At 69.4% G+C, this 20,738-nt stretch carries 17 protein-coding genes; 9 read left to right on the plus strand and 8 right to left on the minus strand.

Translation table 11 applies throughout. The features are described 5' to 3' along the window. Nucleotides 1-86 precede the first annotated feature (86 nt). Both QM693_RS36970 and QM693_RS36975 read left to right on the plus strand, forming a co-directional pair. Nucleotides 87-1,403 (plus strand): D-arabinono-1,4-lactone oxidase, encoded by a 1,317-nt coding sequence (locus tag QM693_RS36970; RefSeq protein ID WP_283354785.1) that lies wholly within the window; start codon nt 87-89, stop codon nt 1,401-1,403. A gap of 10 nt (nt 1,404-1,413) precedes the next feature. After that, entirely contained in the window at nt 1,414-2,778 is a 1,365-nt protein-coding gene (locus QM693_RS36975; RefSeq protein WP_283354786.1) for an amidase family protein, read from the plus strand. Nucleotides 2,779-2,790: 12 nt separating this feature from the next. Here QM693_RS36975 and QM693_RS36980 read toward each other — a convergent pair whose 3' ends face one another. The 3 genes from QM693_RS36980 to QM693_RS36990 form a co-directional block, all read right to left on the minus strand. Then, on the minus strand, nt 2,791-3,756 hold the full coding sequence (locus QM693_RS36980) for an adenosine deaminase (RefSeq protein WP_280783542.1): 966 nt from the start codon (nt 3,754-3,756) through the stop codon (nt 2,791-2,793). A gap of 26 nt (nt 3,757-3,782) precedes the next feature. Further along, nucleotides 3,783-4,979: a class I adenylate-forming enzyme family protein gene (locus QM693_RS36985; RefSeq protein ID WP_283354787.1), complete on the minus strand. Its 1,197-nt coding sequence runs from the start codon at nt 4,977-4,979 to the stop codon at nt 3,783-3,785. A gap of 92 nt (nt 4,980-5,071) precedes the next feature. Continuing rightward, nucleotides 5,072-5,875 carry an enoyl-CoA hydratase/isomerase family protein gene (locus tag QM693_RS36990; protein ID WP_283354788.1) on the minus strand — a complete coding sequence of 268 codons (804 nt, stop codon included), beginning with the start codon at nt 5,873-5,875 and terminating at the stop codon, nt 5,072-5,074. A gap of 40 nt (nt 5,876-5,915) precedes the next feature. Between QM693_RS36990 and QM693_RS36995 the strand changes: the two genes are divergently transcribed. Next, nucleotides 5,916-7,280 carry an FAD-binding oxidoreductase gene (locus tag QM693_RS36995; RefSeq protein ID WP_283354789.1) on the plus strand — a complete coding sequence of 455 codons (1,365 nt, stop codon included), beginning with the start codon at nt 5,916-5,918 and terminating at the stop codon, nt 7,278-7,280. On the opposite strand, the gene QM693_RS37000 is transcribed toward QM693_RS36995, so the two are convergent. Together QM693_RS37000 and QM693_RS37005 are read right to left on the minus strand one after the other, a co-directional pair. Continuing rightward, complete coding sequence (locus tag QM693_RS37000; RefSeq protein WP_280783537.1) at nt 7,234-8,745, minus strand: MFS transporter; 1,512 nt, start codon at nt 8,743-8,745, stop codon at nt 7,234-7,236. The genes QM693_RS36995 and QM693_RS37000 overlap by 47 nt on opposite strands. Nucleotides 8,746-8,747: 2 nt before the next feature. Continuing rightward, nucleotides 8,748-9,362, minus strand: coding sequence for a PadR family transcriptional regulator (locus QM693_RS37005; protein ID WP_283354790.1), 615 nt, complete (start codon nt 9,360-9,362; stop codon nt 8,748-8,750). 80 nt (nt 9,363-9,442) lie between these two features. On the opposite strand from QM693_RS37005, the gene QM693_RS37010 reads away from it, so the two are divergent. Beyond that, nucleotides 9,443-10,165: a GNAT family N-acetyltransferase gene (locus QM693_RS37010; RefSeq protein ID WP_283333054.1), complete on the plus strand. Its 723-nt coding sequence runs from the start codon at nt 9,443-9,445 to the stop codon at nt 10,163-10,165. Between the two features lie 30 nt (nt 10,166-10,195). Then, nucleotides 10,196-11,233, plus strand: a complete 1,038-nt coding sequence (locus tag QM693_RS37015; protein WP_283354791.1) for a glutathione S-transferase family protein — start codon at nt 10,196-10,198, stop codon at nt 11,231-11,233. A gap of 10 nt (nt 11,234-11,243) precedes the next feature. Here QM693_RS37015 and QM693_RS37020 read toward each other — a convergent pair whose 3' ends face one another. Together QM693_RS37020 and QM693_RS37025 are read right to left on the minus strand one after the other, a co-directional pair. Further along, nucleotides 11,244-11,639, minus strand: a complete 396-nt coding sequence (locus tag QM693_RS37020) for a VOC family protein (protein ID WP_280783531.1) — start codon at nt 11,637-11,639, stop codon at nt 11,244-11,246. Nucleotides 11,640-11,643: 4 nt separating this feature from the next. Beyond that, complete coding sequence (locus QM693_RS37025) at nt 11,644-12,498, minus strand: helix-turn-helix domain-containing protein (protein ID WP_283354792.1); 855 nt, start codon at nt 12,496-12,498, stop codon at nt 11,644-11,646. Nucleotides 12,499-12,596: 98 nt separating this feature from the next. Between QM693_RS37025 and QM693_RS37030 the strand changes: the two genes are divergently transcribed. Then, nucleotides 12,597-13,283 (plus strand): hypothetical protein, encoded by a 687-nt coding sequence (locus QM693_RS37030; protein ID WP_283332910.1) that lies wholly within the window; start codon nt 12,597-12,599, stop codon nt 13,281-13,283. 1 nt (nt 13,284) lies between these two features. Here QM693_RS37030 and gad read toward each other — a convergent pair whose 3' ends face one another. Further along, nucleotides 13,285-14,667 (minus strand): glutamate decarboxylase, encoded by a 1,383-nt coding sequence (gene gad / locus QM693_RS37035; protein ID WP_280783527.1) that lies wholly within the window; start codon nt 14,665-14,667, stop codon nt 13,285-13,287. A 128-nt stretch (nt 14,668-14,795) separates the two neighbouring features. Here gad and QM693_RS37040 point away from each other — a divergent pair, with 128 nt between their 5' ends. From QM693_RS37040 to QM693_RS37050, 3 genes are read left to right on the plus strand one after another with little or no spacing between them, the layout of a single operon-like run. Further along, a complete protein-coding gene (locus QM693_RS37040) occupies nt 14,796-15,908 on the plus strand; it encodes an ABC transporter ATP-binding protein (RefSeq protein ID WP_283332909.1) in 1,113 nt (370 codons plus the stop codon). Next, on the plus strand, nt 15,905-16,684 hold the full coding sequence (locus tag QM693_RS37045; RefSeq protein ID WP_283332908.1) for an ABC transporter permease: 780 nt from the start codon (nt 15,905-15,907) through the stop codon (nt 16,682-16,684). Before QM693_RS37040 ends, QM693_RS37045 begins: the two co-directional genes overlap by 4 nt. Before the next feature lie 50 nt (nt 16,685-16,734). Continuing rightward, nucleotides 16,735-20,616: an ABC transporter ATP-binding protein gene (locus tag QM693_RS37050; protein WP_280783524.1), complete on the plus strand. Its 3,882-nt coding sequence runs from the start codon at nt 16,735-16,737 to the stop codon at nt 20,614-20,616. The last annotated feature ends 122 nt before the right edge of the window (nt 20,617-20,738 follow it).

The following is a 20,738-nucleotide window of genomic DNA, read 5'->3' on the forward strand; positions in this document are numbered from 1 at the left end:
CCTGCGCGGGGCCCGCCCGCGACCAACACGGACGCCCGACCAACCCGCCATTTGCCTGGACGAGCGTCCAGGTTCATGATGGGCGAATGGCACAGGACACATGGCGCAACTGGGCGGGCACCGAGACGGCGAACCCGCTGCGCTTCGCGACTCCGCGCTCGGTGGAGGAACTCAGCGCGCTCGTCTCCGGTGCCGCGGAGCACGGAGAGCGGGTCAAGGCCGTCGGGTCGGGTCACTCCTTCACCGGGGTCGCCGTCACCGACGGGATCCTCGTCAGCCTCGACGCCCTCACCGGGATCGAATCCGTCACCCTCGACGAACCGGCGGGCGCCCTCGTCACCGTCCTCGCCGGCACGCGGCTGCACGACCTGAGCGAGCAACTCTGGCACCGTGGCCTGGCGATGATCAACCTGGGCGACATCGACGTGCAGTCCGTCGCGGGTGCGCTGTCCACCGGAACCCACGGCACCGGCGCACGTTTCGGAGGTCTCGCCACTCAGGTCCGCGCCCTGCAGGTGGTGCTGGCGGACGGCTCGGTGGCCGACTGCTCCCCCACCGACAATCCCGAACTGTTCGAGGCGGCACGGCTGGGACTCGGCGCCGTGGGCATCATCTCGAAGGTCACGATCCAGTGCGTGCCGCACTACGTGATGCACGCCGTCGAGAAGCCCGAGTCGTTGGACGCCATCCTCGACCGGCTCGACCATGACCGCACCACGATCGACCACTTCGAGTTCTACTGGTTTCCCCACACCCGCCGCGTGCTGACGAAACGCAACACCCGGCTACCCGGTGACACCCCGGTTTCTCCCCTCCACCCGGTCCGGGCCTACGTCGACGACGAACTGCTCGCGAATGTCCTGTTCGAGGGCATCAACAGGGTCGCAGGCCTTGCCCCGACGACGATCCCGAAGATCAACCGGCTGTCGTCGCGCATGCTGAGCGCGCGCGAGTTCACCGACCGCAGTTACCGCGTCTTCGCGTCGGAGCGCCGGGTCAAGTTCCGGGAGATGGAATACGCGGTTCCCACCGAGGCCCTCCCCGACACTCTCGCGGCGATCGATGCGTGGATGGAGAAGTCCGGTTTCACGGTCGCGTTCCCCGTCGAGGTCCGGTTCGCCGCGGGCGACGACGTGTGGCTGTCGACGGCGAACGGTCGGGACACGGCGTACATCGCGGTGCACCAGTACCATCGCCGAGATCACGAGCCGTACTTCGCCGCGGTCGAGGCCATCGCAAGGGAAGTGGACGGGCGACCGCACTGGGGCAAGATGCACGGCCGCACCGCCGACGACTTGCGGCCCGCGTATCCGAACTTCGACGAGTTCGTCGCCGTGCGCGACAAGTACGACCCCGAGCGAATGTTCGGCAACGCGTACCTCCAGCAGGTCCTGGGTCGCTAACGTGAGCTAGGTGGCCCCCAGTCGATCTTTCGACCGCCGCGACTTCCTACGCGTCGCGGGTGCGTCCGGTGCAGCGGCGATCGGTGCCGTGATGCTCGGCGCGTGCGGGGAACGCCTGCACGACCCGGAGGTTCCGCCGCTTCCCGACGGCTTGTCCGTTCCGGGCGGCGGAGCGGTGTCCGAGTTCGCGCCGGTCGACAAGGCGACGTGGCGCGTGCAGGGCGATCCGCTGGTCGCGCCAACTGGTGACGGGCCCCTCGCCGGCATGCGACTCGCGGTCACCGACCTGTACGCCGTTGCGGGACAGCAGATCGGCGCGGGCAGCGGACGGCGGCTCGCCGAGGCTCCTGTCGAGACGGGTACCGCCGCAGTGGTGGCGCGCCTCCTCGGTCAGGGCGCCCGGGTCGTCGGTCTGGCGCAGACCGACGACCTCGGTTACGGGCATTCGGGCATCAACCAGCAATTCGGCACGCCGCCCAACGCCCGCGCCGAGGACCGCCTGCCCGGCGGTGCCACGTCGGGCGCCGCAAGTGCGGTCGCGCAGGGCGCCGCCGACATCGGAGTGGGTATCGACACCACCGGTTCCGTCCGCATCCCCGCCTCGTATCAGGGCCTGTACGGCTTCGCACCGTCCCGGGGCGCCGTCTCCAACGACGGGCTGTTTCCGCTGTCCCCCACGTTCGATACCCCGGCGTGGGTCTGCGGCGACCTCGACACCCTCGTCGCGGTCTCCGGCGCGCTTCTCCCGCTCACGGCGGAGTCTCCGTTCCGTAGCGCGCTCACCTCGGACGGCATCAACGCCGTCGCCGAGGCGGGGGCGCTCGGTGCGGTGCGGCGCGCCCTCACCGCGTGGGAGAAGAGTTCCCTCCCCCGGCTGACGTGGACCGACACGGACATCGGCCGGCTTCCCGACTGGTACGACGCCGTCGTCGCCGTGCAGGGCTACGAGGCGTGGCGGCTGCACGGCGACTGGGTGAGCGGGGCGATGACGTCGCTCGGCGACGAACCCGGCCGCAATTTCGCCGATGCGAGCCGCATCTGGGAATCCACGTACGGCCGGAAGCTGATCAAGCTCGGCGAGGCGTCGCAGACGATCACCGCGTATGTGGGCGACAGCCTGCTCCTGCTGCCGGCGACCTCCTCCACGGCCCCCGAGCGGACAAGCTACCCCAGCGGTGACCGGTTCCGGAACACGATGCGCGCCACCGGCATGCTCACGTGCCTCGCGACCATCTCCGGACTGCCCAACGCGACCGTGCCGTTGCGCACCGACGACGGAGTTCCCGTCGGCCTCTGCCTGGTCGGCCCGCACGGCCGCGACCGGGACGTCCTGGCCGTCGTCGCCGGTCTCGGCGGCTCGGGGCTGATCGACTGACGGCGGGGACCGTCAGCCGCGGAGCAGTTGCGCCTTGCGCGCGTCGCTCGCGAACGACGCTTTGATCGAGTTGCGCGCCAAAGTTTCCCGCTCGGCATCGGTGAGGCCGAGCTGATCCCGCAGCTGGGCGAAGTTGTCGTCGACGTACCCGCCGAAGTACGCGGGGTCGTCGGAGTTCACGGTGACGAGCAGACCCGCCTCCAGCATGGTCCGCAACGGGTGCTCGGACAGCGAGTCGACGACGCACAGTCGCACGTTCGACAGCGGGCACACGGTCAGCGGCACCTCCTCGTCCACCAGACGCGCCACGAGCGCCGGGTCCTCGAGCGCCCGCACCCCGTGGTCGATGCGCTCGGCGCCGAGGAGGTCGAGCGCCTGCCAGATGTACTCCGGCGGGCCTTCCTCCCCTGCGTGGGCGACCACGTGCAGCCCCTCCGACCGGGCGCGGGCGAACACGTCCTCGAACAGCGACGGCGGGTTTCCCACCTCGGCCGAGTCCAGCCCGAGCCCGACGATCGGTGTCTGCAACCGGATGATCTCCGAGAACACTTCCTCCGCCTCGTGCACGGGACGGTCCCGCAGGATCGCGGCGATCGCAGCGCTGCTGAGGCCGAACTCCCGCTCGCTGGCGCCCACCGCGTCCATGATTCCGTCGAGCACCTCGTGCAGCGGCACACCACGATTGACGTGGGCCTGCGGGTTGAAGAAGAACTCCACGTGCGCGACGCCGCCCGCCGACGCCCGCGCGAAATAGGCGCGGGTGAGGTCCGCGAAGTCCTGCGCCGTCCGCAGCACCTGCATGTTGGCGAAGTACAGGTCGAGGAACGACTGCAGATCGGTGAACTCGTACCGCGACCGGAGATCGTCGAGGTCCGTGTACGGCAGCTGCACGGAATTCCGTTCGGCCAGCGCGAAGATCAGCTCGGGTTCGAGGGAACCCTCGATGTGCATGTGCAGCTCGGCGACGGGAGAGCTCACGGGTGGATACCTGCCTTTCGCACCACCTAGGCAGCGGTGTCGCGGTCGACGATACGGACGAAGCCGTCGCCGTCGATATTCGCGGTGTCGCCGGTGTGAAACCAGCCACCCGTAAAGGTTCTCGCGGTGACCTCGGGCCGGTTCCAGTAGCCGCGGCTGACTCCCGGACCGCGGCAGAGCAATTCGCCGACACCGCGGCCGGCGTCGGGTCCGAGGAGGGCCACCTCCATCCCGCCGAACGCGACGCCCACACTGCCCGCGTGTGTCAGAGCGCACTCGTCGGGCAGCGCCAGCCCGGCGCCGCACGTCTCGGTCATTCCCCATCCGAGGAAGTGCCTGGCCGCAGGGAACGTCCGCCGGAGCAGTTGCGACTGCTCCAGGGACAGTCCGGAGCCGCTGTAGTCGATCCAGCGCACCGCGCGCCGGCCGAAGCTCGTCACCCGCGAGGTCTCCACGGCCCGCAGGAGGACGGCGGGCGCCGCGGTGAGCACGTCGGCACCGGTGCCGCGCCACGACGCGGCGTCGGTGCTCCCAGTCAGCAGGACCGTTCCGCCCACCACCAACGTCGAGAGAAGTTCGACGAGCGATCCGACGGTGTGCAGTTCGGGTTCGACGAGGAGATTCCGCAGTCCCTCGGAGCTGAACCCGCGCGCGTGGAGCACGGATTCGATGGTCGAGAGGACGTTCTCGTTGCTCAGCTCCACACCCGTCGGGGACTCCGACGGGCCAGGCGTGTACGACAGCAGCACCAGCTCGTCGGGGCTCGCGCCGTCGTCGATGAACGAGATGCCCTCCGGCAGTTCGCCGTCGAGGATCAGCACCGACTCGCTGTCGGCGAGCACCTCACCGGTCTGCGCGTCGTCGAGTGCCGGGCTCACCCCGACCGGCACGCCGCCGGCGAGCAACACCCCGAGGAACGCCTCGACCCAGCGAACCCCCACGGGCTGCCGGACGGCGACGCGGTCGCCGATCTCGACGCCCTTCGACTTCAGCCCGCCGGCCACCCGCGCCGCGGACGTCCACAGTTGCGAGAACGTGAGAGACCGGCCACCGTCCTCCTCGACGGCGACCCGGCCCGCGTAGCGGTGCACGGAGATGTCGAGCAGCTCGGTGAGCGACGGGTTGAGCCCGCCGTACCGGAGCAGGCCGTCGCGGCCACGGACCACCCGGTCGTCGTGGAAGAAGGGACCACTACTCGGGTACTCGACGAGGGACGACGGCATCTGCACCTCCGCTGACGACACTGCTGCGCGACCGGGACGTTGCCACGACTATATGACGCCCGTCACAGTTGCGGGGAGCGGATCGCCGACGCCTACCGTCCGCGGTACGTCGCCTTGCCCGGTCCGAAGTCGAGGAAGCTGCGTACCGCACCCTCGAGGTCGTCGGTCTCGAACAGGGCACCCGACACGTCGGGTGTGATCGAGTCGGCGTGCGCGACTCCACCCGACCGCCACGCGGAGATGATCTGCTTCGTGGCGTCGTGTGCGCGCGTCGGCCCGTCCGCCAGGCGTGCGACGAGGGCGCGGGCCTCCGCGTCGACGTCCTCGTGGACGGCGTTGACCACACCCCAGTCGCGCAGTGTCGCGGCGTCGTACAGGTCACCGGTCATCACCAGTTCCCGGGCGCGGCCGGACCCCGCCCGCTCGGCCAGCCGCTGCGGACCGCCCATCGACGGAGTCAGCCCCACCACCGTCTCGACCAGTCCGAACTTCGCCTTCGGTGCGGCGAGGATGATGTCGCAGGCGAGCGCGATCTCGAAGGCCGCGGTCAGCGTCAGTCCGTGCGCCGAGTACACGACGGGGCACGGCAGCGCCTCGAGCGGATGGCAGATCTCGGCGAACAACTCCTGCCACAGGTCCGCGCCCTGTTCCGCGGTGAGCCCGTCGAACACGTGGACGTCCACCCCTGCGGAGACCACCTTGCCCTCGGCGCGCAGCAGCACCGCGCGCGGCGGATCCTCGGCGAGCGCCGCGACGTCGGCCTGCACGGCGTCGAACATCGCCTGATCGAAGAGGTTCAGTGCGCCGTGGGCGAACGTCAGGATCGCGATCTCGGCGCCGGCGTCGGTACGGACACGCTCGAGTCGGGTGGGATGCGCGGCTGCAGGCTCAGTCATGCCGCCAGACTGCCACACGTGTTCCGCCTACGATCGGGGTGTGGACTCGCTGCGCGCGGCGCTGGCCGACGCCGTCGGTGATCGGTTCGTGACCGTGGACGCGGACGTGCTCGCCGCCCGCGCCACCGACCACACGGGGCGCTACAGCGGGCGGGCGAGCGCACTCGTCCGGCCCGCAGATGCCGCGGAAGTCTCGGCCGTGCTGGACATCTGCCGCCGAGCCGGGGTGAAGGTCACCGTGCAGGGTGGCCGCACCGGCCTCGAAGCGGGAACGGTTCCCGAGCACGATGACGTACTGCTGTCGACGGAACGGCTGACCGCGGTCGGCGCCGTCGACCGCGAGAACCTGCGCGTCACCGTCGGCGCCGGGGTCACCCTCTCGACACTCCGGCACACCGCGTCCGACGCCGGACTGCTGTTCGGCGTCGACATCGCGTCCCGCGATACCGCGACGATCGGCGGCATGGTGTCGACCAATGCCGGTGGGCTGCACACCGTGCGGTACGGCCATATGTCGGCCCAGGTGCTGGGCCTGGAAGTGGTGCTGCCCGACGGGGCGATCGTGCGGCGCAGCATGCGGATGGGCGCCGAGAACTGCGGATACGACCTGCCCGCGCTGTGGGTCGGCAGCGAGGGCACGCTCGGTGTGGTCACGACCGTCGATCTCGCACTCCACCCCGTGCCCGAGTTCCGTGTGACCGCCCTCGCGGGCTTCGCGCAACTATCCAGCTTGATCGACGCCGCTCGCGTCGTCCGGCGGCTCGACGGGGTGGACGCCGTGGAGATGCTCGACGGCCGTGGGCTCGAATTGGCCTCCTCGCGGCTGGGTTTCGCGGTCCCCACGGGTCTGCCGTGGTATCTCCTCGTGGAACTGGCCGGCGGGCGCGACCTCACCGACGACCTGGCCGAGGCCCTGGAGCAGTGCGATCCCGACGACGAACCCGCTGTCGGGATCGATCCCGCAGGCCGCGCCCGCGTGTGGGCGGCGCGGGATGCGTTCGCGGACGTGGTCGGACTGTTCGGGCCTCCGCTCAAGTTCGACGCCGCCCTCCCACTGGACACCCTCGCCGCGTTCGTCGCCGACGCGGTCGCAATGGTGACGAGCCGGGCACCTGACGCGATCCCGGTGCTCTTCGGGCACGTCGCCGACGGCAACGTCCACCTCAACGTGCTGCGCTGCCCCGACGAGTCCGTGCTGTACCTGCCGGTCACGGAACTGATCCGCGATCACGGCGGCAACATCGCGTCCGAGCACGGCGTCGGCGCACACAAGCGCAACTACCTGGACCTCTCCCTCAGCCGCGAGGACATCACCGCGATGTGGACGATCAAGCAGGCGTTCGATCCCGCGGACTACCTCAACCCTGCAGTGATGTTTCCCGACTGGCTGCGTCGCCCGCACTGACTCCGGGCTTCTTCTCGCGCAACGGTCGCGCGAAGCACACCGAGGCGAGGAAACCGATCAGCAGGACGGCCGCGGGCAACCAGATCGACTGCGACATCGCCGTCGCGAACGGTTCCTTCACGAATTCCGGCATCTCCCCCACGCCGGCCTCCTGGCTGTCGGCGTTCAGCCCCTGAGCGGACAGGCGGGCCGTGATGAGTGCGCCGATCGCGGCGCTGCCGAGGACGGCGCCGACCTGGCGGGTCGTGTTGTACACGCCTGCTCCGGCGCCCGCCTGATGGGGCGGAAGGTTGTGCGTGGCCGTGGCCGCGAGCGGCGACCAGATACACGCGTTGGCGAGGCCGATCAGTCCGATGGGCAGCAGCAGTTCCCAGATCGCCACGTCGGGTGACATGACCATGGACAGCCAGGCGAGTGCGATCGAGAACAGCAGGAATCCGGCGCCCGCGATGTACCGCGGGTGGGTGCGGTCCACGAGCTTGCCGATGAACGGGGCGAACACGCCGGTGAGGACGGCCATGGGCACGAGCAGCAGGGCCGACCGTGTGGGCGACAGACCCCGCACCGCCTGCGTGTAGAACATCAGCGGCAGGACCATCGCGGTGATCGCGAATCCCATCGAGGTGATCGCCACGTTGGCGAGCGAGAAGTTGCGGTCCTTGAACAGGCCCAGGGGCAGGAGCGGCTCGTTCTTGTTCCAGGACTGGTACCAGACGAAGACGCCGAGTAGGACGAGGCCGGCGCCGATCGACGCCAGCACGGTCGCCGACCAGTCGTAGGAGCTGCCTTCCTGGATTCCGAACACGAGGAAGAACATGCCGAGCGCGCTGAGGACGACCCCGGGGATGTCGAACTTGTGCTCGTGGGTCTCGAGCGACGGCACCAGTCGCCAGGCCAGCACGAACGCGATCACGCCCACGGGCACGTTGACGATGAAGATCCACTCCCAGCCGAGGTTGTCCACGAGGACGCCGCCCGCCAGCGGTCCCACCAGGGTGGCGACACCCGCGACGGCGCCCCACAGACCCATCGCGGTGCCGCGGCGGTCCGGCGGGAACGTGCGGGTGATGACGGCCATCGTCTGCGGCGTCATCAGTGCGGCGCCCAGTCCCTGGAAGACCCGGGCGACGATGAGCATGGTGATGGTGCCGGAGAGGCCGCACCACAGCGACGCACCGGTGAACAGGACGAGCCCGATCAGGTAGATGTTCTTGGGACCGAACCGATCACCGAGTCGACCGGTGACCAGCAGCGGCACCGCATACGCCAGCAGGTACGCGCTGGTGACCCAGACGACCTTGTTGATGTCGGTGTGCAGGTCGTTCATGATCGCCGGGTTGGCCACCGCGACGATGGTGCTGTCGACGAGGATCATGAAGAAGCCGATGACGAGGGCCCACAGGGCCGGCCACGGATTTCGATGCTCGGGTGGCGACGTGGGTGGTGCGGTGCGCTCGGTGTCCATCATCAATCCTTTACTGAACCGGATGGGATCCGGCGTGAGTGTGTCAGTCGTTCGAGAAGTTCCGGCGAAAGCCACGGGAGGGCTCCGGAGTCGATGTCGGCCACCAGGGCGCTGAGCCATTCGTGCTCCGCGCGGGCAACGGTGACGAGAAATTCGTTGCCGAGGAGGAAGATCCTGGGGGTCTCGGTGGAACAGGCGAGCGCGGCAGCGGTCTCGAGTTCGTCGATTTCGCGGGTGAGGTGATCGAGCCGTTGCCGGAGCAGTTCCACCACGGTGGGGGCGGCGACGTTGTGCGCCTCCGCCAGTGCGAGCGGGAACTGCGGGTACTCGTGCACCGGGGTGGCGAGCATGTCGCTGACCCGGTGGACGAGCGCTTCCCGGCCCGCCTCGGTGACCTCGTACATGGTGCGTTCGGGCCGGTTTCCCGCCCGGTCGGTACCGGTGGTGCGCACCAGCCCTTCGCCTTCGAGCCTGCTCACGGTGTGATACAGCGACCCCGGCCGGATCTTCACGACGCGTCCACGCCGGGCGGCGGCGAGTTGGTACATCTCGTACGGATGCATCGTCCGCTCACACAGCAGACCGAGGATGGTGACACCGAGCGGCGTGAGTGCCATTGTCACCACCTCCACTACTCCACGTCGAATTACTCCACGTGGAATATACCGTCCGGGCGGATGGGGAACAAGCGGTTACCGTGGGTCCGGTGGACTCCCATCACCTCGACATCATTCGACTCGCCTGGTCACGCGAACTGGGATTACCCGATGACGCTCTGTCCACCCGGCCGGGCGCCGACGACCGCGCCGTCCGGGTCGACGACGACACGGACACGATCCGCTTCCTGCGCCTGGGCGAGACGTGCGCGCTCGTCGGACCGCGGTGGGCGATCGAGCGCGCCGACGGGCACACGTCGGAGGAACTGACCGAATCCGCAACCCTGCTCGCCCTCACCCAGGATCGGTCCGGACGGTGCGCCGGTCCCGTGGCGCTCGCGTTCGGCACCGACTACCAGGACCCGGCGACCGGGCGGCCACCGCTCGTCTCCCACGAACACGACCACGTCCGGCAGGTCGAGGAGGCGTGTCCCCCGGACGACGTCACCGAGGCCCGCCTGGGTGACCGCGACCGATGGTTCACGATTCTCGACGACGCGCAGCAACCGGTCAGTTCCGCCGGGTACGCCGAGTTCCAGGGTTTCCTCGCCGATGTCGGTGTGCTGACGGCGCCGGCGTTCCGGCGGCAGGGACTGGGCGCCACGGTCGCCGGGATCGCCACCGACGACGCGCTCGACAGCGGCCTGATCGCCCAATGTCGTTCACCCCGCGACAATCTGGCCTCGCGCGCGCTCGCCGCTCGCGCCGGGTACCGGGAACTGGGAACGTATGCCGCGGTCACGATCTCCCGAAGTACGCTCTGAGAGACATCGAAGGACGGGGACGAGCCAACCATGACAGAACGAACGGCAGAACCGCACAGCACGGAAGGCGCCTACGTCGAATCCGGCGCCGAGTTCACGCGCGACACCCACTACATCCCCACCCGCATCACGGCCGACGGCCGCGACGGCTATCCGGTCGAACCGGGCCGCTACCGCCTCGTCGCCGCTCGGGCGTGCCCGTGGGCCAACCGCGCGATCATCGTCCGGCGACTTCTCGGACTCGAGGACGCGTTGTCCATGGGACTGTGCGGCCCCACCCACGACAAGCGCAGCTGGACTTTCGATCTCGATCCGGACGGGCTCGACCCCGTGCTGAAGATCCCGCGCCTGCAGGACGCGTACTTCGCACGTTTCCCGGACTACCCCCGCGGCATCACCGTGCCCGCGATCGTCGACGTCCCCACCGGGCAGGTGGTCACCAACGACTACCCGCAGATCACCCTGGATCTGTCCTCGGAATGGACGCAGTACCACCGCGAGGGCGCGCCCGACCTGTACCCCGAGCCGCTGCGCGACGAGATCGACGAGGTCGCCGATCTCGTGTTCCGCGACGTCAACAACGGGGTGTACCGGTGCGGTTTCGCCGGCTCCCAGGAGGCGTACGAATCCGCGTACGACCGCCTGTTCGCCCGCCTCGACTGGCTCGAGGACCGTCTGACCGACCGCAGGTTCCTCGTCGGCGACACGATCACCGAGGCCGACGTGCGCCTGTTCACCACCCTGGCCCGGTTCGACGCGGTCTATGACGGCCATTTCAAGTGCAATCGGAACAAACTCGACGAGATGCCCGTGCTGTGGAGTTATGCCCGCGATCTCTTCCAGACACCCGGGTTCGGCGACACCATCGACTTCACCCAGATCAAGCAGCACTACTACATCGTGCACACCGACATCAATCCCACCCGGATCGTGCCGAAGGGGCCAGACCTGTCCGGCTGGCTCGAGCCACACGGGCGTGAACAACTCGGCGGCAGGCCGTTCGGGGACGGCACGCCGCCACCTCCGCCGAAGCCCGGCGAGGAGGTCCCGGCCGGGCACCGGGCGTGATCGGGCGGATCTACGAGCCGGTGTAGGTGCCGAAACTCCAGAACACGCCCTCGGGGTCGCGGCAGGTGAAGCCGCGCGATCCGTAGTCCTCGTCCCGCAGTCCGCGGACGATCGTGGCGCCGGCGGCCACGGCACGCTCGTGGAGCGCGTCGGGGTCGTCGACGACGAGGTACACCGAGCCCGTCCCCGGCGGCAGGTCGCTGATGACCGAGTCCTCACTGGGCGAGCCGAGCATGATCCCGCCGCCCTTGGGCCAGCCGAGTTCGGCGTGATCGACCCGGTCGCCCTCGCCGTACACCGCGTTCTCGGCGAACCCGAAGGCGTCGACGAGGAAGCGGATCGCGGCCCGCGCGTCGCGGTAGACGAGGGTGGGCCACACATATGTGGTGTGCGTCGAAGTAGTCATGTCATCACTCTGCGCCGTCGTCGTGGTAGGGGTCTTGGACGAATGAGAACGGGTCGATCTCGCGCCACCGCGACGGCGCGACGCCCGCGAGGTCGCGCCAGTCCCGCGCCATGTGCGCCTGGTCGTAATACCCGCACGACGCGGACACGTCGGCGAGTGTCGCCCCGGCGGCACCCTTGAGCATCCGGTGCGAGCGGTGGAAACGGGACAACCGCACCACGTCCTTGGGTGTCACGCCGTATTCCGCGACGAACTTGTTCACCAGATGTCTTCGGCTCCAGCCGACGTCGTGCGCGACGTCACCGACCCGGGCGCCGTCGCCGGCGACGAGCAGCTGCCAGGCGCGGGTGAGGTGCGGGTCGATCTCCGCCGGCGCCGCGCGGCGCGTCAGGACCTCGTCGAGGATCGCGAACCGCTCGTCCCAGCCGGGTTCGAGCGACAGCCGTTCGGTCAGTTCCCCCGCGTCGGGACCGAGCAGGTCCTCGAGCCCGACGACCCAGGGGCCGAGCGCTGCCGTGGGGACCCCCAGCAGCGCCCGGGCGCCGAGAGGACTGAGGGCCAACTGGACGCCGTGCTGGTTGCCGTCGTGCCGGATCGTCACCGGTGCCGTGGCGATGCCGCTGGCCAGAGTGTCGAAACGACCGGGCGCCTGCTCGGGCGTCGCCTGGGCGGCGATGTCGAGCGGCTCGTCGATCGTCACGATCACCGTGAGGCAGGGCGACGGCAGACCGAGGTGGATGCCGGGCTCGAAACCGGCCAGCCGATACCCGTCGTACCCCGTGACCAGCGCGCGCAACGGTTCCGCCGGGCGCCGGAAGGCCCCGGACGACACCGCGGTATCGCTTTCGACGACGCTCACGAAACCAGCCTAGGCAACGGTGCCGACACCGGCCACAGCGTCAACTCACCTACAGTCGGTGCCAGCACACTCGAAGCACAGGCGAGACGGGAGCCCCGATGGCTGGCAATGGTGGACCGGTGGAGAAGGTACTGGTCTCGGTCCTCGACAACGGAAGCCGTCTCCAGGCTCCCGCGGTGGCGAAGTACGTCGAATGGGTCCGGCGCTCGCACCCCGGTGAGTCGCCCGCGCAGATCGTCGAGCGGATGGAGAAGATGTTCCTGCTGGCCGTGACGGGCAGCGGAAGTGCAGTCGGCGCCACCGCCGCGATTCCCGGGGTCGGCACCGTCGCGTCCATCGCGGCGGTGGGCGCCGAATCGGCGTTCTTCCTCGAAGCGGCGGCGCTGCTCACTCTCGCGGTCGCATCGGTGCACGGCATCTCGGCCGCCGACCACCAGCAGCGGCGCGCACTCGTCCTGTCGGTGGCGCTCGGCGAATCGGGCATGGAAATCGTCCAGAAGGCGACGGGCGTGACGGCGAAGAACTGGGCGAGCGCCATCACCAGCCGCATACCCGGCCCCACCATGAAGGGGATGAACAGCAGGCTGGTGCGCAAGTTCATCACCAAGTACGCTGCCCGCCGCAGCGCGCTGGTCCTCGGCAAGCTCGTGCCCGCAGGCATCGGCGCGGCCATCGGCGGCGCGGGCAACCGGGCCATCGGCAAGGGTGTCGTCAAGAACGCGCGTGAAGCGTTCGGGCCCGCCCCGGCCCGCTGGCCGGACGAACTTCGCGCGATCGAGGCCTGACCTAGTGGGCGAAGTGCTGTTCCGTCGAACGCCCGCCACCCTTCTCGCGGAGTTCGGCGCACACTTCCTCGATCGCCTCGGCGACGAGGGATCCGAGATCGGCGCTGAAGCCCTCGCGCACGACGATGCGCAGGACCGCCACGTCCTCCGCGTCGGCGGGCATCGTGTAGGCGGGCACCTGCCACCCCCGCGCCCGCAACTCGTGTGACACGTCGAAGACCGTGAACCCGGGGTCACCGACGAGTTCGAACGCCACCACCGGAATGTCGGTGCCGTCCGTGATCAGGGTGAAGCCGTCGATCTCGGCGATGCGTTTGCCCACGCGAACTGCGGTGTCGCGCAACGTCTGCATGATCGACCGGTAGCCGGCCCGGCCCAGTCGCAGGAAGTTGTAGTACTGCCCCACCACCTGATTGCCGGGCCGCGAGAAGTTCAGGGTGAACGTCGGCATGTCGCCGCCCAGGTAGTTGACCCGGAACACCAGCCCCTCGGGAAGGTGTTCTTTGTCGCGCCACACCACGAACCCGATCCCCGGATACGTCAGACCGTACTTGTGGCCACTCACGTTGATCGAGGCCACGCGCGGAACCCGGAAGTCCCACAACAACTCCGGCTGCAGGAAGGGAACGACGAAGCCACCGCTCGCCGCGTCCACGTGGATCGGGACGTCCGGGCCGCCGGACGCAGCAAGTTCGTCGAGAGCGTCCGCGATCGCCGCCACCGGCTCGAGCTCCCCCGTATAGGTGGTGCCCACGATCACGACCGCTCCGATCGTGTTCTCGTCGACCGCGTCCCGAACCTGCTCCGGCGTGATGACGTAGCGGCCCTTCTCCATCGGCAGGTACTTCGGCTCGACGTCGAAGTACCGGCAAAACTTCTCCCACACCACCTGCACGTTGCTGCCGAGCACCAGATTCGGGCGCGCAGTGTCCTTCCCGGCCGCCTCCCGCTTCGCCCGCCACAGCCACTTGAGCGCGAGACCACCGAGCATGACCGCCTCGCTCGAACCGATCGTCGAGACGCCGGTGGCGCTGGCCGGGTCGGTGGTCGACAGGTCGGGAGCGTGGAACAGATCGGCCACCATCGACACGCACCGGGACTCGATCGCCGCGGTCGCGGGATACTCGTCCTTGTCGATCATGTTCTTGTCGAACGTCTCGGCCATCAGCTTGTCGGCCTCGGGATCCATCCATGTGGTGACGAACGTGGCGAGGTTCAGCCGCGAACTGCCGTCGAGCATCAACTCGTCGTGGATGAACCGGTACGCGGCCTCGGGATCGGTTTCCTCGTCCGGCAGCCGCAGCGCCGGAAACGGATCGATCGAGAGGCGCCCCGTGTAGGCGGGAGAAATGACGTCGCGATGGTGATGGTGGTGCTTGCTCATGTACGTCCCCAATCGATTGGTTTCAGCATGCGCCGTCGCAGACGCCCTGTACGTCAGTTGGTGAATCTCGGCACGGCAGCCCAGTAGGGTCGAAACAGTTCCATTCGATTGTGGCAGGGGAGGACGGGTTGACCACAGCAATCCCGGGAAGTTTCGCGGCGCCGATCGAGGTGCGGGGGCTGTCGAAGCGCTTCAAGAACGTCGACGCCGTCACGGACCTCAGCTTCACCGTGCCGCAGGGATCGATCACCGGATTCCTCGGGCCCAACGGGTCCGGCAAGACCACGACACTGAGGATGATCCTCGGTCTCGTGAAGCCGACGTCGGGCGCCTCCACGGTCGCCGGTGTGCCGATCAAATCGCTCGTCGACCCCGCGCGCACGGTCGGCGCCGTCCTGGACTCGCAGAGCCTGCACCCCAACCGCACGGCGCTCGACCACCTGAAGGTGTACGCGTCCGCGATCGGGGTACCGGACGGACGCGCACTGCAGGTGCTCGCGCTCGTCGGACTGGAGGACGTCGCCGGGCGCAAGGCGGGCGGCTTCTCCCTCGGCATGCGCCAGCGGCTGTCGCTGGCGACGGCGCTGCTGGGTGATCCGCGAATCCTGATCCTCGACGAACCGGCCAACGGACTCGACCCCGAGGGCATCGCCTGGCTGCGCGAGTTCCTCAAGGGCTTCGCCGCATCCGGCCGGACCGTGCTGATCTCGAGCCACATCCTCCGCGAAGTGGAACAGACCGTCGACAATCTGGTGATCGTCAGCCGCGGCGCCCTCGTCTATCAGGGACGCATGGAGGAGCTGCGCAAGTCGCAGCAGAGCAGGCTGCTGGTCGCGTCCTCGAGCCCGCCCGCCCTGGCCACCGCCCTCGCCGCCAGGGGCATCGTCGATGCCCGCTCGCTCGCCGACGGACGCCTCGCCGTCGTCGGCGCGTCCCTCGAACTCGTCGAGTCCGTCGCCGCGGACGCCGGGGTGACGATCTTCGGCGCCGTCGGCGATCACATCGACCTGGAGCAACTCTTCCTGTCGATGACCGCAGGCCAGTACGTGGCCGGAGCGAGTGCCGCCGCGCCCTCGGGGTACGGCCAGCCGCCGACGTACGCGCCCCAGCCCGGGTACGCACCTCCCGGGTACGCCCCGCAACCGGGTTACGGTCCGCCACCCGGGTACGGCCCGCAACCGGGCTACGGTCCGCCACCCGCACACCCCCAGCACGGTCCGATGTCCGGAGGTCCGCGATGACAGCGCTGCTCACCGCGGAATTCCGCAAGGTCACCACACTGCGGTTCTGGTGGATGCTCGGTCTGGCGCCACTGATCGTCGGGATGTTCTCGAGCGCGATCACCCTGCCCGTGATGCGCGCGTTCACCGACGCGTTCGAGGCCGATCCGAACGAGGCCAACCTCGCCGCCACCCTGTTCGGCCTGGCGGTCGCCGTCGCCCTCGTCGTCCTGTTCGCCGCGGTCTTCGGGGCGGTGAACGTGGGCACGGAATTCCGGTACAAGACGCTCACCACCACGTTCCTCACCGCCCGCGGCCGGGACGGGGTGATCGGCACCAAGCTCGCCGTCACCGCGGCCTTCGGCTTCTTCTACTGCCTCGTGGTGGAGGTGGTCAGCGTCGCCCTGCTGCTGACGTTCGGCGGGGACACCTTCGAACTGCGCGGATCCCTGTTCGCCATGCTCGGGGCGGCCCTGATCTGCGGGGCGTTGTGGGCGCTCATCGGCGGCGGCGTGTCGATGCTCACCGGCTCGTCCGTCGGCAGCTGCATCGCCCTCGTGGTCTGGTACACCCTCGGCGAGATGATCCTCCGGTCGATCCTCAGCGGGATCGGCATCGGATCCGTCGGCAGTGTCCTCCCCGTGTCGGCCACCCTCGGGACGGTCGCGAACGCGGCCGCCGGCAACGAGATCGACTGGCTGACGCTCTGGCCCACCGCGCCCCTCGCCCTGCTCGTGTGGACGGCGGTCTTCGTCGGCGGCGGTTGGGCGCTCACCCGGCAGCGCGACATCACCTGACGCAGCGCCGGGTGCCGCCCCTGTCGGTACCCGGCGCTAACGTGGATCCAGTGGCAAGTGAGAGTGCGTCCGGTTCGGTGATCGAACGGGAGCAGACGCTGGAGCAGGATCAGGCACGGCCGGGTTGGATTCGACGGCTGAGCGGTGAGTGCTGGGCGCACCGCCGTGTCGCACTCGGCGCCCTGTCCGTGACGGTCGTCGCCGCCGGGATCGACATCTCGTTCCCCCTCCTCACCAAGTACGCGGTCGATGCCGCGGGCTCGGGTAGCGCCACTCAGGTGATCGGCATCGCCGCCCTGCTCATCGCACTGCTCGCGTGCGTCCGCTTCGGCTGCCAGTACGGCCGCCGGATGCTCGCAGGCAAGCTGTCGCTCGACGTCCAGCACGATCTGCGGCTGGGCCTGCTGGGCGCGCTGCAACGCCTCGACGGGCGGGGGCAGGATCAGATCCGCACCGGACAGGTGGTCTCGCGGTCCATCACCGACCTCCAGCTGGTGCAGGGCCTGCTCGCCATGGTCCCGTTGTCGGCGGGCGCGTTGCTCCAATTCGTCCTCGCGCTCGGCATCATGGCCTGGCTGTCACCGCTGCTGACCGTCGTCGCGCTGGTGATCGTCCCCGCCGTGTGCCTCGTCGTCTACGTAATGCGCCCGAAACTGTTCGCGGCCACCTGGTCGGCGCAGCAACGGGCAGCCGACCTCGCGCAGCACGTCGAGGAGACCGTCACCGGTGTCCGCGTCGTCAAGGGGTTCGGCCAGGAGCGCCGGGCCGTCGACCAGCTCGAAGACCACAGCCGGACGCTGTACGCCGAACGCCTGCGAGCCGCCCGGATCAATGCGCGCTTCGCTCCGACCATGGCGGCACTGCCCCAGCTCGGTCTCGTCGGCGTCATCGCGGTCGGCGGCTACCTCGCCCTGCACGGTTCCATCACGATCGGCACGTTCCTCGCCTTCGCCACATACGTCGCCACGATGACCGCCGTCACCCGCACGCTGTCGTCGGTCGTGATCATGGCCCAGCTGTCCCGGGCCGCCGTCGAGCGCGTGTACGAGGTGATCGACGCCGAACCGGAGGTCGCGGACCCGCCGCACCCCACCGCACTGCCCGGCGGACCGCTGGGTGTGGACCTGCGGGCGGTCACGTTCGGATTCGAACCGGACCGGCACATCCTCCGCGGACTCGACCTGCGCATCGCGCCCGGCGAGACGGTCGCGGTGGTCGGTATGGCCGGCTCCGGCAAAACCGCCCTGTCGCTGCTGCTCCCCCGCTTCTACGCACCATCCGCGGGTTCCGTGTCCCTCACGTCGGCGGGCGAGTCGTTCGACGTCTCGCAGCTGAGCGCCGAGCAGTTGCGCGAAGCCGTCGGCCTCGTGTTCGACGAGCCGTTCCTCTTCTCCGACACCATCGCGGCCAACATCGCCCTCGGCAGGCCCGACGCCAGCGCCGAGGAGATCCGCGCCGCCGCCGACATGGCCGCCGCCGACGAGTTCGTCTCCGCGTTGCCGGACGGGTACGACACCGTGGTCGGCGAACGCGGTCTCACCCTCTCCGGCGGGCAGCGGCAGCGGATCGCGCTGGCACGCGCACTCCTCACCGACCCGAGGGTGCTGATCCTCGACGACGCGACCTCCGCCGTCGACGCCACCACCGAGGCGTCGATCTTCGCGGCGCTGCGGGCGAATCGCGGGCGGACGGCGCTGATCCTGGCGCATCGCCGCTCGACCCTGTCGCTCGCCGACCGCGTCGCCGTGCTCGACGGCGGACGGATCATCGATTCCGGCACGGTGGCCGAACTCGACGAACGGTGCCCGCTCTTCCGCGCACTGTTCGCCTCCCCCGACAACGCCGGCCCCATCGACGTCAGCCTCCCCGCGCCGAGCGAGCCGATGCCGTATCAGCGCATGCCGTCCGAGTCGGAGTTGTGGCCGGAGGACGTCGAGGAGTGGGACGTGCCCGGCTCGTCCGCCTCGTCCGGCCGCACCCCGGCGTCCGGTGCGGGCCCCGGCGGCGGCCGCACCGCCGGCGGACCGATGGCTGGAGCGCTGGGCAACGTGGCCGCGACCCCGGAACTTCGGCAGGCCGTGAACGCGCTACCACCCGCCGTCGAAAGCCCGGGCATCGACACCCGGAACCTGCGCCTGCCCGAGCCCGACTTCCGGCTGTCGCGGATCCTGCGGCCGGTCCGTGCCCTGCTCGTCGCCGTCGTCGTCTGCCTCGCGCTCGACTCGCTCGCAGGGATCGCGTTCCCGTCGATCGTCCGGTTCGCGATCGACCGCGGTGTCGTCCCGCAGGATTCCGCGACCCTCTGGACGGCGGCCGGGGTGGGCGTCGCCCTCGTCGTCGCCGGCTGGCTCGTCGTCGCGCTGATGACGGTCCTCACCGCCCGCGCGGGGGAACGTGTGCTGTTCGGGCTGCGGGTGCGCAGCTACGCCCACCTGCAGCGGCTCGGGCTCGACTACTACGAGCGCGAACTGTCCGGCCGCATCATGACCCGGATGACCACCGACGTCGACGCGCTGTCGTCGTTCATCCAGACCGGGATGTCCACCGCCGTGGTGAGCGTCCTGACCGTCCTCGGCATCTCCGTCGCCCTGGTCGCCACCGACGTCACGCTCGCGCTGGTGGCGCTCGCCGTCATCCCGCCGCTCGTCGTCGCGACGCTGATCTTCCGCCGGATCTCCTCGGTGGCGTACACGGTCTCGCGTGAGCGGATCTCGCTCGTCAACGCCGACTTCCAGGAGAACATCGCCGGGCTCCGCGCGGCCCAGGCGTACCGCCGCGAAGGGTTCGCCGCCCGCCGGTTCGCGGAGCGGGCCGACAGTTACCGGCGCAGCCGGATGCGGTCGCAGCGGGCGATCTCGCTGTACTTCCCGTTCATCGCGTTCCTCTCGGATCTCGCCCTGGCCGCCGTGGTGTTCGTCGGCGCGCGGCAGGTCGCGGCCGGCGACACGACGACCGGGACACTCGTCGCCTTCGTGCTGTACCTCGGGCTGCTGTTCGGGCCCATCCAGCAGCTGTCACAGGTGTTCGACGGGTACCAGCAGGCCAGTGTCGGTCTGCTCCGGATCGGGGACCTGCTCCGCACTCCCAGTTCCATCGAGCGGGCGACGTCACGGGAGAACCTCCAGCCGATCGACGGGCATCTGCGCGGCGAGCTGTGCCTGCGCGACGTCGGGTTCCGTTACCAGGGCGCCGACAGCGACGCCCTGACCGGCATCGACCTGCACATCCCCGCCGGCACCACCGTCGCCCTGGTCGGCCGGACCGGTGCGGGCAAGTCGACCATCGTGAAACTGCTCGCCCGCTTCTACGACCCGACGTCCGGCGCGGTGCTCGTCGACGACGTGGACCTCCGCCGGTACCCGCTCGGCGCGTACCGCGGGCGCCTCGGCGTCGTCCCCCAGGAGGCGCACCTGTTCACCGGGACCGTTGCCACCAACATCGCGTACGGCCGCCCGGATGCGAGCCGCGAGGAGATCGAGGACGCTGCCCGCGCGGTCGGAGCGCTGGGCACGATCGCCGGATTGCGGGGTGGGATGCATCACCCCATCGGCGAGCGCGGGCAGGGACTGTCGGCGGGCCAGCGCCAGCTGATCGCGCTCGCCCGGGCCGAGCTGGTCGACCCCGATCTGCTGCTGCTCGACGAAGCGACCGCGACGCTCGATCCGGCCACCGAGCAGGTAGTTCTCGAGGCGAGCAGCCGTGTGACCCGGACCCGGACGTCGGTGGTGGTGGCCCACCGACTGGCCACCGCGGCCCGGGCAGATGTGATCCTCGTCATCGACAAGGGACGGGTGGTCGAGACCGGATCGCACGCCACTCTGCGCTATGCCGGTGGCCACTATTCGGGACTGTGGGATGCGGCGGAGACCGGGTCGGGGAATAATCGCGGGGCGAGAACCGTCATCGATGGTGACCCCATCGGTTGGCCGTGAGACAGCTCACACGTGCGGGCCTGGCGATTTACACGTCACACGCGAGGGCTAGTCTCATGTATATAGGCGCTCTGATCGGGTACCGAAATAGAAACGAGGCGAACACCTGCCGTGAGCAGCAG

Source organism: Rhodococcus sp. IEGM 1305 (assembly GCF_030058635.1).
GTDB classification, from domain to species: domain Bacteria; phylum Actinomycetota; class Actinomycetes; order Mycobacteriales; family Mycobacteriaceae; genus Rhodococcus_F; species Rhodococcus_F opacus_D.